The 15,779-nt window shown below is 74.6% G+C and carries 11 protein-coding genes and 1 tRNA gene; 6 read left to right on the forward strand and 6 right to left on the reverse strand.

Translation table 11 applies throughout. The annotated features are described in order from the left end of the window. The first annotated feature begins 118 nt into the window (after positions 1-118). Complete coding sequence (locus J2Z33_RS02425) at positions 119-3,136, forward strand: PAS domain S-box protein (protein WP_209837550.1); 3,018 nt, start codon at positions 119-121, stop codon at positions 3,134-3,136. Positions 3,137-3,281: 145 nt separating this feature from the next. Here J2Z33_RS02425 and J2Z33_RS02430 read toward each other — a convergent pair whose 3' ends face one another. The 3 genes from J2Z33_RS02430 to J2Z33_RS02440 all read right to left on the reverse strand — a co-directional run bounded on the left by J2Z33_RS02430 (position 3,282) and on the right by J2Z33_RS02440 (position 5,145). Further along, positions 3,282-4,316: a cytochrome-c peroxidase gene (locus J2Z33_RS02430; protein WP_209837552.1), complete on the reverse strand. Its 1,035-nt coding sequence runs from the start codon at positions 4,314-4,316 to the stop codon at positions 3,282-3,284. 157 nt (positions 4,317-4,473) lie between these two features. Further along, positions 4,474-4,559 (reverse strand) — tRNA-Leu (locus tag J2Z33_RS02435). A 124-nt stretch (positions 4,560-4,683) separates the two neighbouring features. Then, positions 4,684-5,145 (reverse strand): Lrp/AsnC family transcriptional regulator, encoded by a 462-nt coding sequence (locus J2Z33_RS02440; protein ID WP_209837554.1) that lies wholly within the window; start codon positions 5,143-5,145, stop codon positions 4,684-4,686. 114 nt (positions 5,146-5,259) lie between these two features. On the opposite strand from J2Z33_RS02440, the gene putA reads away from it, so the two are divergent. Next, positions 5,260-8,730 (forward strand): bifunctional proline dehydrogenase/L-glutamate gamma-semialdehyde dehydrogenase PutA, encoded by a 3,471-nt coding sequence (putA, locus tag J2Z33_RS02445; RefSeq protein ID WP_209837556.1) that lies wholly within the window; start codon positions 5,260-5,262, stop codon positions 8,728-8,730. A gap of 103 nt (positions 8,731-8,833) precedes the next feature. On the opposite strand, the gene J2Z33_RS02450 is transcribed toward putA, so the two are convergent. Next, positions 8,834-10,105: a pilus assembly protein TadG-related protein gene (locus J2Z33_RS02450; protein WP_209837559.1), complete on the reverse strand. Its 1,272-nt coding sequence runs from the start codon at positions 10,103-10,105 to the stop codon at positions 8,834-8,836. A gap of 101 nt (positions 10,106-10,206) precedes the next feature. Then, positions 10,207-10,608, reverse strand: a complete 402-nt coding sequence (locus tag J2Z33_RS02455; protein ID WP_209837561.1) for a TadE/TadG family type IV pilus assembly protein — start codon at positions 10,606-10,608, stop codon at positions 10,207-10,209. 307 nt (positions 10,609-10,915) lie between these two features. On the opposite strand from J2Z33_RS02455, the gene J2Z33_RS02460 reads away from it, so the two are divergent. Then, positions 10,916-11,389, forward strand: coding sequence for an NUDIX domain-containing protein (locus tag J2Z33_RS02460; protein WP_209837563.1), 474 nt, complete (start codon positions 10,916-10,918; stop codon positions 11,387-11,389). A 5-nt stretch (positions 11,390-11,394) separates the two neighbouring features. On the opposite strand, the gene J2Z33_RS02465 is transcribed toward J2Z33_RS02460, so the two are convergent. Then, positions 11,395-12,837 carry a Glu/Leu/Phe/Val family dehydrogenase gene (locus J2Z33_RS02465; RefSeq protein ID WP_245218502.1) on the reverse strand — a complete coding sequence of 481 codons (1,443 nt, stop codon included), beginning with the start codon at positions 12,835-12,837 and terminating at the stop codon, positions 11,395-11,397. Positions 12,838-12,959: 122 nt separating this feature from the next. Between J2Z33_RS02465 and J2Z33_RS02470 the strand changes: the two genes are divergently transcribed. The 3 genes from J2Z33_RS02470 to glpX all read left to right on the forward strand — a co-directional run bounded on the left by J2Z33_RS02470 (position 12,960) and on the right by glpX (position 15,697). Further along, a complete protein-coding gene (locus tag J2Z33_RS02470) occupies positions 12,960-13,292 on the forward strand; it encodes a hypothetical protein (protein WP_209837565.1) in 333 nt (110 codons plus the stop codon). Positions 13,293-13,345: 53 nt separating this feature from the next. Continuing rightward, positions 13,346-14,632: a homoserine dehydrogenase gene (locus tag J2Z33_RS02475; protein ID WP_209837567.1), complete on the forward strand. Its 1,287-nt coding sequence runs from the start codon at positions 13,346-13,348 to the stop codon at positions 14,630-14,632. A 105-nt stretch (positions 14,633-14,737) separates the two neighbouring features. Then, entirely contained in the window at positions 14,738-15,697 is a 960-nt protein-coding gene (gene glpX / locus J2Z33_RS02480) for a class II fructose-bisphosphatase (RefSeq protein WP_209837569.1), read from the forward strand. Positions 15,698-15,779: the final 82 nt, after the last annotated feature.

Consider the following 15,779-nt stretch of genomic DNA (forward strand, 5'->3'; position numbering starts at 1 on the left):
CCCGCGCCCCCAAGCCCGGACCCGTGCCGGAACCCTGCGTCGCGGCCCGCCGCCCCCATGGACGCCGCGTCGCGCGGGCGCTACTCAGGCGGGTCGGGACAGCAGGCGCGGGGATCGGATGATCGGGGAGCTGCGGGCGTTGACGGAGGGGGCCGACCACGGCTGGCTCGCCGCCTCGGGCGAGACCGGGCGGCTCATCGCGGGGCGCGACTGGTCGGCCACCGCCCTCGGCCCCCTCGACGGCTGGCCCCCGGCGCTCCGCACCGCGCTGGGGCTCGTGCTGCGCTCGCCCGTGCCGATGGTCCTCCTCTGGGGCGCCGAGGGCGTCATGCTCTACAACGACGCCTATTCGGGCCTCGCGGGCGGGCGGCACCCCGCCCTCCTCGGCTCCCCCGTGCGCGAGGGCTGGCCCGAGGTCGCCGACTTCAACGACCGCGTGATGCGCGCGGTCCTGGGCGGCGGCGCCCTGTCCTACAAGGACATGGAGCTGACGCTCCACCGCCACGGCCGGCCCGAGCCGGCCTGGATGAACCTCGACTACTCGCCCGTGCTGGACGGGGACGGCCGGCCGGCGGGCGTCCTCGCCGTCGTCATCGACGCCACCGACCGCGTGCGCGCCGACCGGGCCCTCGCCGCCGAGCGCGAGCGGCTGCTCACGCTGTTCGAGCAGGCGCCGGGCCTGATCGCCTCGCTGCGCGGGCCCGACCACGTGGTGGAGTTCGTGAACGCCGCCCACCGCCGCGTCTTCGGCAGCGCGGGCTGGGTCGGCCGCCCGCTGCGCGACAGCTTCGGCGACCTCGACGCCACCGGCCTCATCGCGCGGCTCGACGCCGTGCTGGCCACCGGCGAGCGCCACGCGGTCGAGGCCCTGCCCCTGCGCTTCCGCCGCCCCGACGGCGAGGAGGGCACGCGCTACTTCAACCTCGTGTTCGAGCCGGTGCGCGACGCGCGGGGGGCCATCGTCGGCCTCCTCTGCGAGGGCGGCGACGTGACCGACGCCCACCGCGCCGCCGAGGACCTGCGCCGCAGCGAGGAGCGCCTGCGCGCCGCGCTGGGCATCGAGACGGTGGGCGTGGTCTTCCTCGACCTCGACTCGGGCCGCCTCCTCGACGCCAACGACGCCTTCCTCCGCCAGAGCGGCCACGCCCGCGCGGCGCTCGACTCGGGCGCGCTCACCTGGCAGGGCGTCACCGCCCCCGAATGGCGCGACGTGACCGCCCGGGCCCTGGCCGAGCTGCGCGCCACCGGCCTCTGCCCCCCCTACGAGAAGGAGTGCCTGCGCGCCGACGGCTCGCGCTGGTGGGCGCTCTTCTCGGCCAAGCGGCTCCCCGACGGCACCGCCTTCGAGGTGATCCTCGACCTCACCGACCGCAAGCGCGCCGAGGCCGCGCTGCTGGACGAGACGCGCAGCCTGGAGACGCTGAACCGCGCCGCCGTCGCCGTCGCCGGCGAGCTGGAGCTCGGGCCGCTCCTCCAGGTCATCACCGACGCGGCGGTCGGCATCACCGGCGCGCGCTTCGGCGCCTACTTCCACGGCGAGCTGGACGAGGGCGGCGAGAGGCTGCACCTCTTCACCCTCTCGGGCGCGCGGGTCGAGGACTTCGCCCCCCTGGGCCGCCCCCGCGCCACCGGCGTCTTCGGCCCCACCTTCCGCAACGAGGGGGTCGTCCGCTCGGACGACATCCTGGCCGACGCCCGCTACGGCCGGCTCGGCCCCCACCACGGGATGCCGCGGGGGCACCTCCCCGTCCGCAGCTACCTCGCCGCGCCGGTCGTGTCGCGCGGCGGCGAGGTGCTGGGCGGCCTCCTCCTCGGCCACCCCGAGCCCGCCCGCTTCACCGAGCGCCACGAAAGGCTCCTGCTCGGCCTCGCCGCGCAGGCCGCGGTGGGCATCGACAACGCCCGCCTGTTCCAGGCCGTGCAGGCCGCCAACGAGACGCTGGAGTCCCGCGTGGCCGAGCGCACGGCGGAGCTGACCGAGGTGCACGAGGCCTTGCGGCAGGCGCAGAAGATGGAGGCGGTGGGCCAGCTCACCGGGGGCCTCGCCCACGACTTCAACAACCTCCTGGCCGGCATCGTCGGCAGCCTGGAGGCCATCGAGCGCCGCCTCGCCCAGGGGCGCACCGCCGACCTCGGCCGCTTCCTCGACGCCGCCTCCAGCTCCGCGCAGCGGGCGGCGGCGCTCACCCAGCGCCTCCTCGCCTTCGCGCGCCGCCAGACGCTCGACCCCCGGCCGACCGACGTGAACCGGCTGGTGCGCGGCATGGAGGACCTGATCCGCCGCAGCGTCGGCCCCGGCATCGCCGTGGAGGTCACGGGCGACCCCGACCTCTGGCCCGCCCGCGTGGACGCGGCGCAACTGGAAAGCGCGCTCCTCAACCTCGCCATCAACGCCCGCGACGCCATGCCGGACGGCGGGCGGCTGACGATCGCCACCGCCAACGCCCCGCTCGACGCCCGCGCCGCCCGCGACCTCGGCCTGCCGCCGGGCGACTACCTGCGGATCGTCGTGGCCGACACCGGCGCGGGGATGCCGCCCGAGGTGATCGACCGCATCTTCGACCCCTTCTTCACCACCAAGCCGCTCGGCCAGGGCACCGGCCTCGGCCTGTCGATGGTCCACGGCTTCGTGCGCCAGTCCGGCGGGCAGGTCCGCGCCACCTCGCGCCCCGGCGAGGGGACGGCGATGGCGCTCCACCTCCCCCGCCTCGTCGGCGCCCCGCCCGAGGAGGAGGCCGGCCGCCCGACCGCCATCCCCGCCACCGGGCGCGGCCGCCACGTCCTCGTGGTCGAGGACGAGCCCGCCGTGCGGATGCTGCTCGCCGAGGCGCTGGAGGAGGCGGGCTTCCGCGCCACGCTGGCCGAGGACGGGCCCGCCGGCCTGCGCCTCCTCGAATCCGGGGCCGCCTTCGACCTCCTCGTGACGGACGTGGGCCTGCCCGGCGGGCTCAACGGCCGGCAGGTCGCGGACGCGGCGCGGGCGCGGCGGCCCGGCCTGCCCGTGCTCTTCGTCACCGGCTACGCCGAGGGCGCGGCTCTGGGCGACGGCCATCTGGAGCCCGGCATGGGCCTCGTGACCAAGCCCTTCTCCATGGCCGACCTCGCCGCCCGCGTCGCCGGCATGATCGGCGCCTGACGCGGCCTGCGGACGGCCCGCCGTCCGGCCGTGGCCCGTCCTGCGACCACCCGGCCGGACAGGATATCCCCTCGACGGACGGCCCGGCCCCCGCGAAGGGACCGGGCCGGCGAGGGGAGCGACGCTCCCCCCCTCGGTCGGGGGATCAGAACCCCTCGGGCCGCGGCGTCCCGGCCGCCCGCGCCGGCAGCACCGGCATCCCGACCTGCGGCTGCTCGCCCGTCAGCGACTGCAGGAAGGCCACGATGGCGTCCACGTCGCCCGCCTCCAGGTTCGCGCCAAGCTGCGCCGCGCCCATGATGTGCACGGCCTCTGGCAGCGACCACACCTTGCCCGAGTGGAAGTAGGGCGCGGTCAGCGCCACGTTCCGCAGCGGCGCGGCGCGGAACACGTAGTCGTCCCCCGCCGTCTCGGTGACCGCGAAGCGGCCGAGGTCGCCCTCGGGCAGCACCTCGCCGCCGGGCTTCTCCACGACGCCGAACGGGAAGTAGTCCTGCCCGCCGAAGTTCACGCCGTTGTGGCAGGCCGAGCAGCCCTCGTTCATGAACAGCTCCAGCCCCTGCTTCTGCTGGTCATTGAGCGCCGCGTCGTCGCCCTCCAGCCAGCGGTCGAAGGGCGCGCCCGGCGTCACCAGCTTGGCCTCGAAGGCGGCGATGGCGTTGGCGAAGTTGTCGAAGCTCACCGGGTCGGCCTCGTCGGGGAAGGCGGCGGCGAACTTGTCCTTGTAGGCCTGCATCGAGTTGATGGTCATCACCACCTGGTCGGGGGTGTTGTTCATCTCCACGGACGCCTGCACCGGCCCCTTGGCCTGCGCGGCGAGGTCGGGGGCGCGGCCGTCCCAGAACTGGGCGATGTTGAAGGTCGCGTTCAGCACGGTCGGGGCGTTGCGCGGGCCCTTCTGCCAGCCGTGGCCGATCGAGGTCTCCAGCCCGTCCACGCCGCCCATGCCGACCTGGTGGCAGGTGTTGCAGGACAGCAGGCCCGAGGACGACATCCGCGGGTCGAAGAACAGCATGGACCCGAGCTCGACCCGCGCGGTCTCGACCTCGTTGGCCGGGGCGGCCGGAGCCGGGATCGCGGAGAAGAAATCCTTGGCGGAGTCGCGCAGCGTGGCGTCGTCGGCGCGCGCGACGCCGGCCCCCAGGACCGCGACGGAGGTGAGAAGGAGAAGGCGCTTCATGGCTTGTCGTCCCTAGCTTTGATGCCGCCGCCATCCTGGATCACGACTCGCTCACGGCGCCTTGATCCATGTCAAACCGCCCGGTTCGACGTCAGGAAGAACAGGCGCTTCCCTTGCGGAAGGACGCCGGGCGCGACCCGATCCCCGGCCGGGGCGCTGGTGCTCGCGGCGGGACTCGAACCCGCACGGCCGCAGGGCCAAGCGATTTTAAGTCGCTGGTGTCTACCATTCCACCACGCGAGCACGCCCCGTCCCTTAGCGCCCCCCGCGTCCCGGCGAAAGCCGGACGATGCCCCCCGGAAGGTGGGGATCATCCCGCCCCACGACGGCCCCGATGGAAACGCCGGATGATGCGCCGGAGCGCCCCCTACCGCCCCTCCTCCTTCACCGTCTCCATCGCCACGTAAGTGGAGGTCGCCGCCACGTGCGGCAGCGTCGAGATGTGCTCGGCCAGCGCCGCGCGATAGGCGGCCATCCCGCCCGTCCGCACCTTGAGCAGGTAGTCGAAGCTCCCCGCGATCATGTGGCAGGCCTCGATCTCCGGTACCGCCCGCACGGCGGCGTTGAACTGCGCCAGCGCCTGCTCGCGCGTGTCCGACAGCCGCACCTCCACGAAGGCCACGTGGTCCAGCCCCACCGCCGCCGGGTCGATCACCGCCCGATACCCCCGGATCGCGCCCCGCGCCTCCAGCCGCCGCAGACGCGCCTGCACCGGCGACTTGGACAACCCCACCCGCTCCGCCAGCTCGGACAGGCTGATCCGCCCCTCGCGCGCCACCACCTCCAGGATTCGGCGGTCGAAGGCATCGAGAGCGGGACGTTCGGCCATTCTGCACTCCGTTAACAGGACGTTACCAGCGAACGCTCAGCCCCTTCGGGACGCAACACCCGCCGGGATGCCCTATATTGGGTCGCAACAACCCGCAAAGGAATCGCCGCCGCCATGACCGAGCACGCCCCTCTCGCCTTCCCCGACCTCGCGTCCTTGCGCGCGCGGATCGACGACGGCACCCTCGCGCCCGAGGGGCCGCTCCTGGCCGCGCTGCGCGAGCAGGCCGCGCTCACGCCCGACGCCCGCGCCGCCATCGGCCGCGACGCCGCCGACCTCGTGCGCCGCATCCGCGCCGCCGCGCGCCCCGGCCTGATGGAGGTCTTCCTCGCCGAATACGGCCTTTCGACCGACGAGGGCGTGGCGCTGATGTGCCTCGCCGAGGCGCTGCTGCGGGTGCCGGACGCCGAGACCATCGACGCCCTCATCGAGGACAAGATCGCCCCCGCCGCATGGGGCAAGCACCTCGGGCAATCCGCCTCCTCGCTCGTCAACGCCTCCACCTGGGCGCTGATGCTGACCGGCAAGGTGCTGGACGACGCGCCCCCTGGCGTGGCGGGCCGCCTGCGCGCCGCCGTCCGCCGCTTGGGCGAGCCGGTGATCCGCGCCGCCGTCGGCCGCGCCATGAAGGAGATGGGCCGCCAGTTCGTCCTGGGCGAGACCATCGACGCCGCCCGCGCCCGCGCCAAGCGCGAGGAGGCCAAGGGCGTCACTTATTCGTATGATATGCTGGGCGAGGCCGCGCGGACCGAAGCCGACGCCCGCGCCTATCACCTCTCCTATTCCCGCGCGATCAGCGCCATCGCCGCCGACTGCACGCGCGGCAGCGTCGCCGCCAACCCCGGCATCAGCGTCAAGCTCTCCGCCCTGCACCCCCGCTACGAGGAGGCGCAGGCCGACCGCGTCATGGCCGAGCTGGTCCCCCGCCTGGGTTCGCTCTGCCACATCGCCAAGGCCGCCGGCATGGGCCTCAACATCGACGCCGAGGAATCCGAGCGGTTGTCGCTGTCCCTGGACGTGATCGCGGCCGTGCTGCGCGACCCCGGCCTGCGCGGCTGGGACGGCTTCGGCGTGGTGGTGCAGGCCTACGGCCGCCGCGCCGGGGCGGCGATCGACTGGCTGCACGCGCTGGCGACCAGCCTCGACCGCCGCATCATGCTGCGGCTGGTCAAGGGCGCGTATTGGGACGCCGAGATCAAACGGGCACAGGTCGAGGGGCTGACCGACTTCCCGGTCTTCACCGACAAGGCGTCCACCGATGTCAGCTACCTGTCGAACGCCCGCAAGCTCCTGGGGATGACGGATCGGCTGTATCCGCAGTTCGCCACCCACAACGCCCACACCGTCGCCGCCATCCTCCACATGGCGAAGGAGATGGGCGTCCCCGCCACCGCCTACGAATTCCAGCGCCTGCACGGCATGGGCGAGGCGCTGCACGACCTCAACCGCGAGGCGGAAGGAACCGGCCTGCGCATCTACGCCCCCGTCGGCGCGCACCGCGACCTGCTGGCCTACCTCGTCCGGCGGCTGCTGGAGAACGGGGCGAACTCCTCCTTCGTGAACCGCATCGTGGACGAATCGATCCCGCCCGAGGAGGTCGTCCCCGACCCCTTCGCCGCCCGCCCGACCCGCACGATCCCCACCGGCTCCGAGCTGTTCCTGCCGGGCCGCGCCAACTCGCGCGGCCGCGACATCGCCGACCGTCCGACGCTCTCGCTCCTCGACGCCGCCCGCGCGCCCTTCCGCGACGCGACGTGGCAGGCCGCCCCGCTCCTCGCCGGGGCCGAGGGCTCGGGCGCCCTCCGCGAGATCCGCGAGCCTGCCACCGGCCGCCCCGTCGGCACCGTGCAGGAGGCCGACGCCGCCACCGTCGCTGCGGCCATCGCCGCCGCGAAGCCCTGGTCCGCGCCGCTAAGCGACCGCGCCGCCATCCTGACCCGCGCCGCCGACCTCTACGAGGCGAACGAGGGCGAGGCGCTGGCGCTCCTGGCCCGAGAGGCCGGCAAGACCCTCGGCGATTGCGTGGGGGAACTCCGCGAGGCCGTGGACTTCCTCCGCTACTACGCCGCGCAGGCCCAAGGGCCGGAGGGCGACGGCCTCTGGGCCTGCGTCTCGCCGTGGAACTTCCCCCTCGCCATCTTCACCGGCCAGATCGCCGCCGCGCTGGTCATGGGCAACGCCGTCCTCGCCAAGCCCGCGCCCCAGACGCCGCTCATCGCCTTCCGCGCGGTCCAGTGGCTCCACGAGGCGGGAGTCCCGCGCGACGCCCTGCAACTCCTCCCCGGCGGGGCCGAGACCGGCGGCGCCCTGACCGCCGACCCGCGCCTGTCCGGCGTGGCCTTCACCGGCTCCACCGCGACCGCCCAACGCATCCGCCGCGCCATGGCCGAGGGTCCGGCGGGCCGGCCCCTCATCGCCGAGACCGGCGGCATCAACGCCATGGTGGTCGACTCCACCGCCCTCCCCGAGCAGGCCGTCCGCGACATCCTCGCCTCCGCCTTCCGCTCCGCCGGTCAACGCTGCTCCGCGCTGCGCTGCCTCTATCTCCAGGAGGAGGTGGCCGAGCCCGTGCTCCACATGCTCAAGGGCGCGATGGCCGAGCTGCGCGCCGGCGACCCCTGGGACCTCTCGACCGACCTCGGCCCCGTCATCGACGCGCAGGCCCGCGACGGCATCCAGGCCCATATCCAGACGGCCCGCGCCGAGGGCCGGGTGATCGCCGAGATTCCTGTCCCCTCCTCCGGCACCTTCGCCGCCCCCACGGTCCTTCGCGTGACCGGCATCGACGACATCGAGCGCGAGGTCTTCGGCCCCGTGCTCCACGTCGCGACCTACCGCGCGGCGGACCTCGACCGCGTGATCGATGCGGTGAACGCGACCGGCATGGGACTGACCTTCGGCTTCCATTCCCGCATCGACGACCGCGTGCAGCGGGTCGTCGATCGGGTCCGCGCGGGGAACCTCTACATCAACCGCAACCAGATCGGCGCGGTGGTGGGCTCCCAGCCCTTCGGCGGCGAGGACCTTTCGGGCACCGGCCCCAAGGCTGGCGGCCCGCACTACCTCCCCCGCTTCGGCGCGACGCCCCCCGGCGCCGCGTCCGGCGACTGGACCGGCCCCGAGGACCCCACGGCCCTCGTGTCCCGCCTGCGCGAGGCCGGCGAGACACGCGCCCCGGCCCCCGAGCCCCAGGCCCTGCCCGGCCCCACCGGCGAGTCGAACCGCCTGAGCCTGCATCCCCGCCCGCCGATCCTCTGCCTCGGCCCCGGCACGGAGGCCGCGCGCGCGCAGGCCGAGGCGGTGCGCTCCGTCGGCGGCCTCGCCGTCGAGGCGCGCGGCTCCGTCGCCCCCGAGGCGCTGACCGCGATGGTCCGCCTCGGCGGCGCGGTCTGGTGGGGCGACTCCCAGCGGGCGCAAGCCTACGAGCAGGCCCTCGCCGCCCGCCCCGGCGCGCTCCTGCCGCTGAGCGTGACGCGCCCCGACGCGGGCCATGTCCTGCACGAGCGGCACGTCTGCATCGACACCACGGCGGCGGGCGGGAATGCGACGCTCCTCGCCGGGGCGGCGACGGGCTCGGGCGTGTGACGCGGGGCGTGGAATGGGCCACCCCTCACCGTCCGAGCCGCCATCAGGGGTTGGACCGTGGGGTAGAACCCCACCCTACGCGGCCCGCCCTGCGGGCCTCACCCTATCGCGCCAGCCGCACGTAATGCGCCCGCAGGTTCCCCTCCTGACCCGTGGCGCAGCCCCACAGGTCCACCAGCGTCGAGGCCGTGAGGCTCCCCCCCGCCGTCACCGCCGCGCCATGGCCCCTGGCGCCTCCGGCCAGATCGATGTCGCCCGCCGCCAGGATCTGCCCGCCCTCCAGCGTGACCAGCCCCTCGGCCACCACGCCGCCCCGCGTCGCGACCTGCGCGCCCCCGCCCTCGGCGCAGCGGTCCGGCCGGCCCAGCGCCAGGGCGCCGGCGATCCGCACCGCCTCGGCCCCCGTCGCGGTCGAGACGATCCGCACGTCCTCCAGCCGGGCGCCGTCGGCGATCTCCAGCGCGCAGTCCGTCAGCAGCGCCACCCCCGCATAGGTCCCGGCCCGCAGCGCCAGCCGCTCTCCCGCCGCGCAGTCGTAGCGGCTGAGGGCCCCCGGCCGGAACCCCTGGGGCCCCACCACGGCGAGGCCGCCCTCCCGCTCCGGCTCCAGCCGGGCCTCCGCCGCCGCGTCCAGATGGGCGGGCCGGAACGCGCTCCCCGGCCGCGCCATCCCGGCCGCCACCCCGCCGGCCCCCTTCGCCATCAGGGGCGCCATCACGCGCAGGCCGAAGCGGTCCAGCCGCAGGCGCTCGGCCAGCAGGGGGGGCGCCCCGACCAGGGCCTCGGGGCGCGGCACCGACAGCGTGCCCGTCCCCTGCATCCGGGCGCCCCGGGCCACCGTGACCGAGTCGTTCGAGTGGAGGCACAGATCCACCAGCCGCACCCGCGTCGTCCGCAGCGCCACCGGCCCCTCGGCCACCAGCCCGTTGTCGAGGCAGGGGGGCAGCCAGGCCACCGCCACCGCCTCGGCGGCCACGTCCATGGCGTCCACGCCGATCAGCCGGAACAGCAGCGTGGCCACCGGATTGCCCTTGGCCTCCTCGCGCGCCGCCCGCGCCCAGGCCGCCTCGCGCGAATCGCGCTCGGGCCGGAAGGCGCCGGTCGCGGCGTCGAACCGGCCGAAGGCGATGTCGCGCATCCCCACCACCGACCCATACGGTTGCCGCGGCTGCGTCCGGCGGACCAGCCGCACCGCCGCGAGCTTGGCCTGGGCCGAGCCCTGCCCGTCGTCGATCCGCCACAGGAGAGCCCCCCGCGCCGCCGCGTCGGCGGCGACCTGCATCTCGCTCCGCAGGGCGTTCAGGTGCGACACGTCCACGGCGGCCGCGCCCAGGATGCAGGCCGCGACCAGCATGAACATGGCATGGACCGTCATCGACCCGCCCTCGGCCCGGCCAAGGGCCGCCGCGCGCGCCGGGGCCCGCCTCCACCAGCCGCCCGCCCCGGGGCGCGTCGCGCGCGCGGGGGCGGCGCGCCTCATTCCACGAACTGCGCGGCCCGGACCGTGATGGACCAGCCGCTCGCCGCGTGGAGCCGGTTGAAGGACACGAGGTCCAGCACCGGGATCGCCAGGGTCGAGGTCACGATCCCGTCCGCCACCGTGGTCCGGGCCACGGCGTTGGGGCTGACCGGGTCGAATCGCGCCTCGATCCAGGCGCGCGTCTCGGCCTCGGTCGCCAGCCGGTGCACGGCGCGGGCGCGGTTGCCGTCCTCCAGCGCCCGGAGCGCCTGCGCCTTGCCCTGAAAGACCAGGGAGGCGTCGCAGATCAGGGTCAGCAGCCAGAAGAACAGGGGAATCCAGAGGCAGGCCTCGATGGTCATCGAGCCGCCCTCCTCCCCTGCGAAGCGCCGGATCAGGCCCGACCGTTCTGGCCGCACGATCCTTCCTCCCTGCCCGCCGGACGCCGGTCCCCGCCGAATCGCCCAAATCGACCCTGTCCCGCGAAAACGGCATTTCCGGGGCGCCCCCGCCGGATTGCGCCGGCCGTCGCTCCGGGCACCGGCCCTGCCCCGGGCCGAGGGGCCCGCCCGCGGCCGCCAGCCGTCGCGGCCATCGGAGGGCCGATCCTGTCCAGGCCGCGCCGGCGATGGCCGGCCCGCGTTCCGTCGCCGCCGGGCCGGGGCCAATCGACGCCGGGCGCGCGGCGCGGTAAGGCTCGGGGGCGCAACTGGACGGAGCCGCCCGATGCCCCCCGCCCTCCGGCCATGGATCCGCGCCGCCGTCTCCTCGTTCCAGGGAGTCCGGCGCGCGGTCTGGTTCGTCACCCGGCCCGCGTCGCGAGGGGTCCATGCCGTGCCGATCACGCCCCGAGGCGAGATCGTGCTGGTGCGCCTCACCTATGCCCGGGGCTGGCGGCTGCCCGGCGGCGGCCTCAAGCGCGGCGAGGAGCCCGTGCCCGCCCTCCTGCGCGAGCTGCGGGAGGAGATCGGCCTGCGGTCCCACGGCGCGGTCGAGCCGCTGGGCGAGTTCCACCACGAGCCCGACTACCGCCGCAGCGTCGCGCAGGTGTTCCGGGTGCGCGACGTGGCCTTCGCGCCGCCGCGCTGGTCGCTGGAGGTCGAGGAGGCGCGCGCCTTCGCGCCCCAGGACCTGCCGCCCGACCTGCCCGAGGTCACGGCGGCGCAGCTCCGCATGGCGGGCCTCCTGCCGCCGCGCTGACGCCCTCACAGCCCCTTGGCCCTGTAGCTCTCGGCCACGCGGCCGATGGCGACGACATAGGCGGCGGTCCGCAGGTCGCCCAGCTCGGGCCGGCGGCGCAGGGTCTCGCGCATCGACTGGTAGGCCGTCCGCATCGTGTCGTCCAAGCCGGAGCGCACCAGCGCCAGCTCGTCGGCGCCGCGCAGGTAGCTGCGCTTGAAGTCCGGGGAAAGGGTCCAGCCCAGGCCCCGGTCGTCGGACAGCCGCTCCAGCTCGCTCACCAGGAGGCGGTGCTCGGCCTCCTCGGCGCGGCGCTGCATCCGGCCGAAGCGGATATGGCTCAGGTTCTTGACCCACTCGAAGTAGCTGACCGTCACGCCGCCGGCGTTGGCATACATGTCGGGGACGATGACCACGCCCTTGTCGCGAAGGATGGCGTCGGCGCCCGCCGTCACCGGGCCGTTCGCCGCCTCCACGATCAGCGGCGCGCGGATGCGATGGGCGTTGCCCTTGTGGATCACCCCCTCCAGCGCGGCGGGGATGAGGATGTCGCACTCGGCCTCCAGCACCGACGCGCCGTCGGCGTGGAAGCTGGCGCCCGGGAAGCCCGCGAGGCCGCCCGTCGCGGCGAGGTGGCGCTTGACCTCCTCCACCGGCAGACCCGCGTCGGACCAGAGCGCGCCGTCCCGCTCCACGATCCCGACGATGCGCGCGCCGTCCTCCTCCGACAGGAACCTGGCGGCGTGGTGGCCGACGTTGCCAAGGCCCTGCACGACGATCCGCTTGCCCTCCAACCCGCCCGAGAGGCGCGCGCGCGCCACGTCCTCGGGGTGGCGGAACACCTCGCGCAGCGCATACTGGATGCCGCGGCCCGTCGCCTCCACCCGGCCGTGGATGCCGCCCTGGCTCAGCGGCTTGCCGGTGACGCAGGCGCTGGCGTTAATGTCGGTGGTGTTCATCCGGCGATACTGGTCGGCGATCCAGGCCATCTCGCGCTCTCCGGTGCCCATGTCGGGGGCGGGGACGTTCTGCGCGGGGTGGATCAGGTCGCGCTTGACCAGCTCGAAGGCGAAGCGGCGGGTGATCCGCTCCAGCTCGTCCTCCTCCCAGGCGCGGGGGTCGATGCGCAGGCCCCCCTTGGAGCCGCCGAAGGGCACCTCGACCAGCGCGCATTTGTAGGTCATCAGCGCGGCCAGCGCCTCCACCTCGTCCTGATCGACGGCCATGGCGTAGCGGATGCCGCCCTTCACGGGCTCCAGATGCTCGCTGTGCACCGACCGATAGCCGGTGAAGGTGTGGATCGCGCCGCGCAGCCGCACGCCGAAGCGCACGGTGTAGGTGGCGTTGCAGACGCGGATCTTCTCCTCCAGCCCGGGGGGCAGGTCCATGAACCGCACGGCGCGGTCGAACATCAGGTCGACGGAATCGCGGAACGACGGCTCCCGATCCGGCATGGCGGCGTCCTTCATGGCGATTCTCCTCCCTCGCGTGGCTCTGGGCGGGAATATGACACGCCAAGGGTTAACGTCATCTGACAGTCCCGAACGCTCGGGGCCGTTTCGCGCAACGCCCCCCGGGCGTAGCATGGGCCATGATTCGCGCCCTGCCCTTCCTGCTGCTGCTCGCCGCCTGCGCCGAGACGCCCGCGCTCGACGCCCGCATCCCCGAGGCCGAGCGGGTCGCGCCGCCGCCCGCGCTGGTGCCGCTCGGGCCGATCCTCGCCCGGGCCGAGGCGTTGCCGGCCGCCCCCGACGACGGCGGCCTGCCCGCGCGGGCCGAGGCCCTCGCGGCGCGGGCGGGGGCGATCCCCGCGCCGGGGCGCTCGGACGCCGGACGCCTCGCGGCCCTTCGGGCGCGGGCCGAAGCGCTGCGGGCGGATCCGGGCACGGGACCGGGCACGGGACCGGGCGCTTCGTTGCCATGACCGGGCGGACGGGGTAACGCTCCGCGCGTTCCATTCCGCGAGGTTCCGCCATCATGACCGCACCGCTCCGCATCGGCATCGCCGGACTCGGCACCGTGGGGGCGGGGGTGCTTCGCATCCTCCAGGCGCAGGGCGATCTGATCGCCGCCCGCGCCGGGCGGCCGATCGAGGCGGTGGCGGTGTCGGCCCGCGACCGGGCCAAGGACCGGGGCGTGCCGCTGGACGCCCATGCCTGGGAGGCCGATCCGGTGGCGCTGGCCCGCCGCCCCGACATCGACGTGTTCGTGGAGGTGATGGGCGGCCACGAGGGCGCGGCCAAGGCGGCGACCGAGGCGGCGCTGGCCGCCGGGCACGACGTGGTGACGGCGAACAAGGCGATGCTGGCCCATCACGGGCAGGCGCTGGCGCTGGCCGCCGAGGAGGCGGGCCGGGTGCTGCGCTTCGAGGCGGCGGTCGCGGGCGGCATCCCCGTCATCAAGGCGCTGACCGAGGGGCTGGCGGGCAACCGCATGACCCGGGTGATGGGGGTGATGAACGGCACCTGCAACTACATCCTGACGCGGATGGAGGAGGCGGGCCTGCCCTATGCCGAGGTCTTCGAGGAGGCCCGGCAACTGGGCTATCTGGAGGCCGATCCCCGGCTCGACGTGGATGGGATCGACGCGGGGCACAAGCTGTCGCTGCTGGCGGCCATCGCCTTCGGGACGCAGGTCGCCTTCGACCATGTGGAGCTGGAGGGGATCGGGTCGGTGACGATCGAGGACATCCGCCGGGCCGCCGACATGGGGTTCAAGATCAAGCTGCTGGGCGTGGCGCAGATGACCGGGCGGGGGCTGGAGCAGCGGATGCGGCCCTGCCTCGTGCCCGCGACCTCGCCCTTGGGGCAGTTGCAGGGCGGGACCAACATGGTGGTGCTGGAGGGCGATTCGGTCGGGCAGGTCGTGCTGCGCGGCGCGGGCGCGGGGGCCGGGCCGACGGCGAGCGCCGTGCTGTCGGACCTCATCGACATCGCGCGGGGCAACCGGGTGCCGACCTTCGGCCAGCCGGCGGCGACGCTGGCGCGTGCCCGGCCCGCGAAGGGGGCGGTGCCCGCCCCCCACTACCTGCGGCTGCGGCTGGTGGACAAGCCCGGAGCCTTGGCCAAGGTCGCGCGGGTGCTGGGCGATTCGGGCATCTCCATCGACCGGATGCGGCAGTATGGCCACGAGGAGGGCAGCGCGCCCGTCCTGATCGTCACCCACAAGACGACGCGCGCCGCGCTGGACGAGGCGCTGGCCGCCCTGCCCGAAACCGGCGTGGTCGAGGGCGCCCCAGTGGCGATCCGCATCGAGGCGGTGTGAGCGGGGAAACGACGGTCCTGCGGGGCCGTTAGCGCTCCCGGTCCTTCACGCGGGCGCGAGGGCGGGCTACGCCTTCGCCCGACCCATCAGCAAGGACCGCTCCCCATGGCCACTCCCGACTTCTCCGACCGCCTCCTGTCCCTGGGCCTCGCCCGCGTGTCCGAGGCCGCCGCCATCGCCTGCGCCGACTTCGTGGGGCGGGGCGACGAGAAGGCCGCCGACCAGGCGGCGGTGGACGGGATGCGCCGGCAGCTCAACATGCTCGACATCCAAGGCGTGGTGGTGATCGGCGAGGGGGAGCGCGACGAGGCGCCGATGCTCTACATCGGCGAGGAGGTGGGGACGGGGAACGGCCCCGCCGTGGACATCGCGCTCGACCCCCTGGAGGGGACGACGCTGACGGCGCGGGACATGCCCAACGCGCTCGCGGTGGTGGCGATGGCGCCGAGGGGGACGCTGCTGCACGCGCCCGACGTCTACATGGAGAAGCTGGCGGTGGGGCCGGGGTTCAAGCGGGGGGTGGTGACGCTGGCGATGAGCCCGGCCGAGCGGGTGTCGGCGCTGGCTTCGGCCAAGGGGGTCAGCACGCGCGACGTCACCGTGTGCATCCTCGACCGCGAGCGGCACGAGGCCATGATCGCCGAGGTGCGATCGACGGGGGCGAAGGTGCGGCTCATCACCGACGGGGACGTGGCCGGCGTCATGCACTGCGCCGAGCCCTCGACGGGGATCGACATGTACATGGGGAGCGGTGGCGCCCCCGAGGGGGTGCTGGCGGCGGCGGCGCTCAAGTGCATGGGGGGGCAGATCTACGGCAAGCTGCTGTTCCGCAACGACGACGAGCGGGGGCGGGCCCAGAAGGCCGGGATCACCAACCTGGAGCGGGTCTACACGCGCGACGACCTGGTGACGGGCGACGTGATCTTCGCGGCGACCGGGGTGACGGACGGCAGCCTCCTGCCCGGCATCCGGCGCACCCCCGACGCCATCACCGTCGAAACCGTGCTGATGCGGAGCAAGACCGGGTCGGTGCGGCGCATGAGCTACACCAACCCGGTGCGCTGAGGGGGCCCATGTCGCAGGGGGGCGCTGCCCCCCGCTTCGCTCCCCCCGGGATATTTGGGACCAAAGGAAGAGGATAACCTTT

Source organism: Rubellimicrobium aerolatum (assembly GCF_017872975.1).
In the GTDB taxonomy this organism is placed as follows: domain Bacteria; phylum Pseudomonadota; class Alphaproteobacteria; order Rhodobacterales; family Rhodobacteraceae; genus Rubellimicrobium; species Rubellimicrobium aerolatum.

Bases quoted from the DNA above. Each gene is read 5' to 3' on its own strand.
- J2Z33_RS02440 (WP_209837554.1), bottom strand. From the start codon at position 5,145: ATGGCCGAACGTCCCGCTCTCGATGCCTTCGACCGCCGAATCCTGGAG.
- J2Z33_RS02475 (WP_209837567.1), top strand. From the start codon at position 13,346: ATGACCGCACCGCTCCGCATCGGCATCGCCGGACTCGGCACCGTGGGG.
- glpX (WP_209837569.1), top strand. From the start codon at position 14,738: ATGGCCACTCCCGACTTCTCCGACCGCCTCCTGTCCCTGGGCCTCGCC.
- J2Z33_RS02425 (WP_209837550.1), top strand. From the start codon at position 119: ATGATCGGGGAGCTGCGGGCGTTGACGGAGGGGGCCGACCACGGCTGG.
- J2Z33_RS02465 (WP_245218502.1), bottom strand. From the start codon at position 12,837: ATGAAGGACGCCGCCATGCCGGATCGGGAGCCGTCGTTCCGCGATTCC.
- J2Z33_RS02470 (WP_209837565.1), top strand. From the start codon at position 12,960: ATGATTCGCGCCCTGCCCTTCCTGCTGCTGCTCGCCGCCTGCGCCGAG.
- putA (WP_209837556.1), top strand. From the start codon at position 5,260: ATGACCGAGCACGCCCCTCTCGCCTTCCCCGACCTCGCGTCCTTGCGC.
- J2Z33_RS02450 (WP_209837559.1), bottom strand. From the start codon at position 10,105: ATGACGGTCCATGCCATGTTCATGCTGGTCGCGGCCTGCATCCTGGGC.
- J2Z33_RS02430 (WP_209837552.1), bottom strand. From the start codon at position 4,316: ATGAAGCGCCTTCTCCTTCTCACCTCCGTCGCGGTCCTGGGGGCCGGC.
- J2Z33_RS02460 (WP_209837563.1), top strand. From the start codon at position 10,916: ATGCCCCCCGCCCTCCGGCCATGGATCCGCGCCGCCGTCTCCTCGTTC.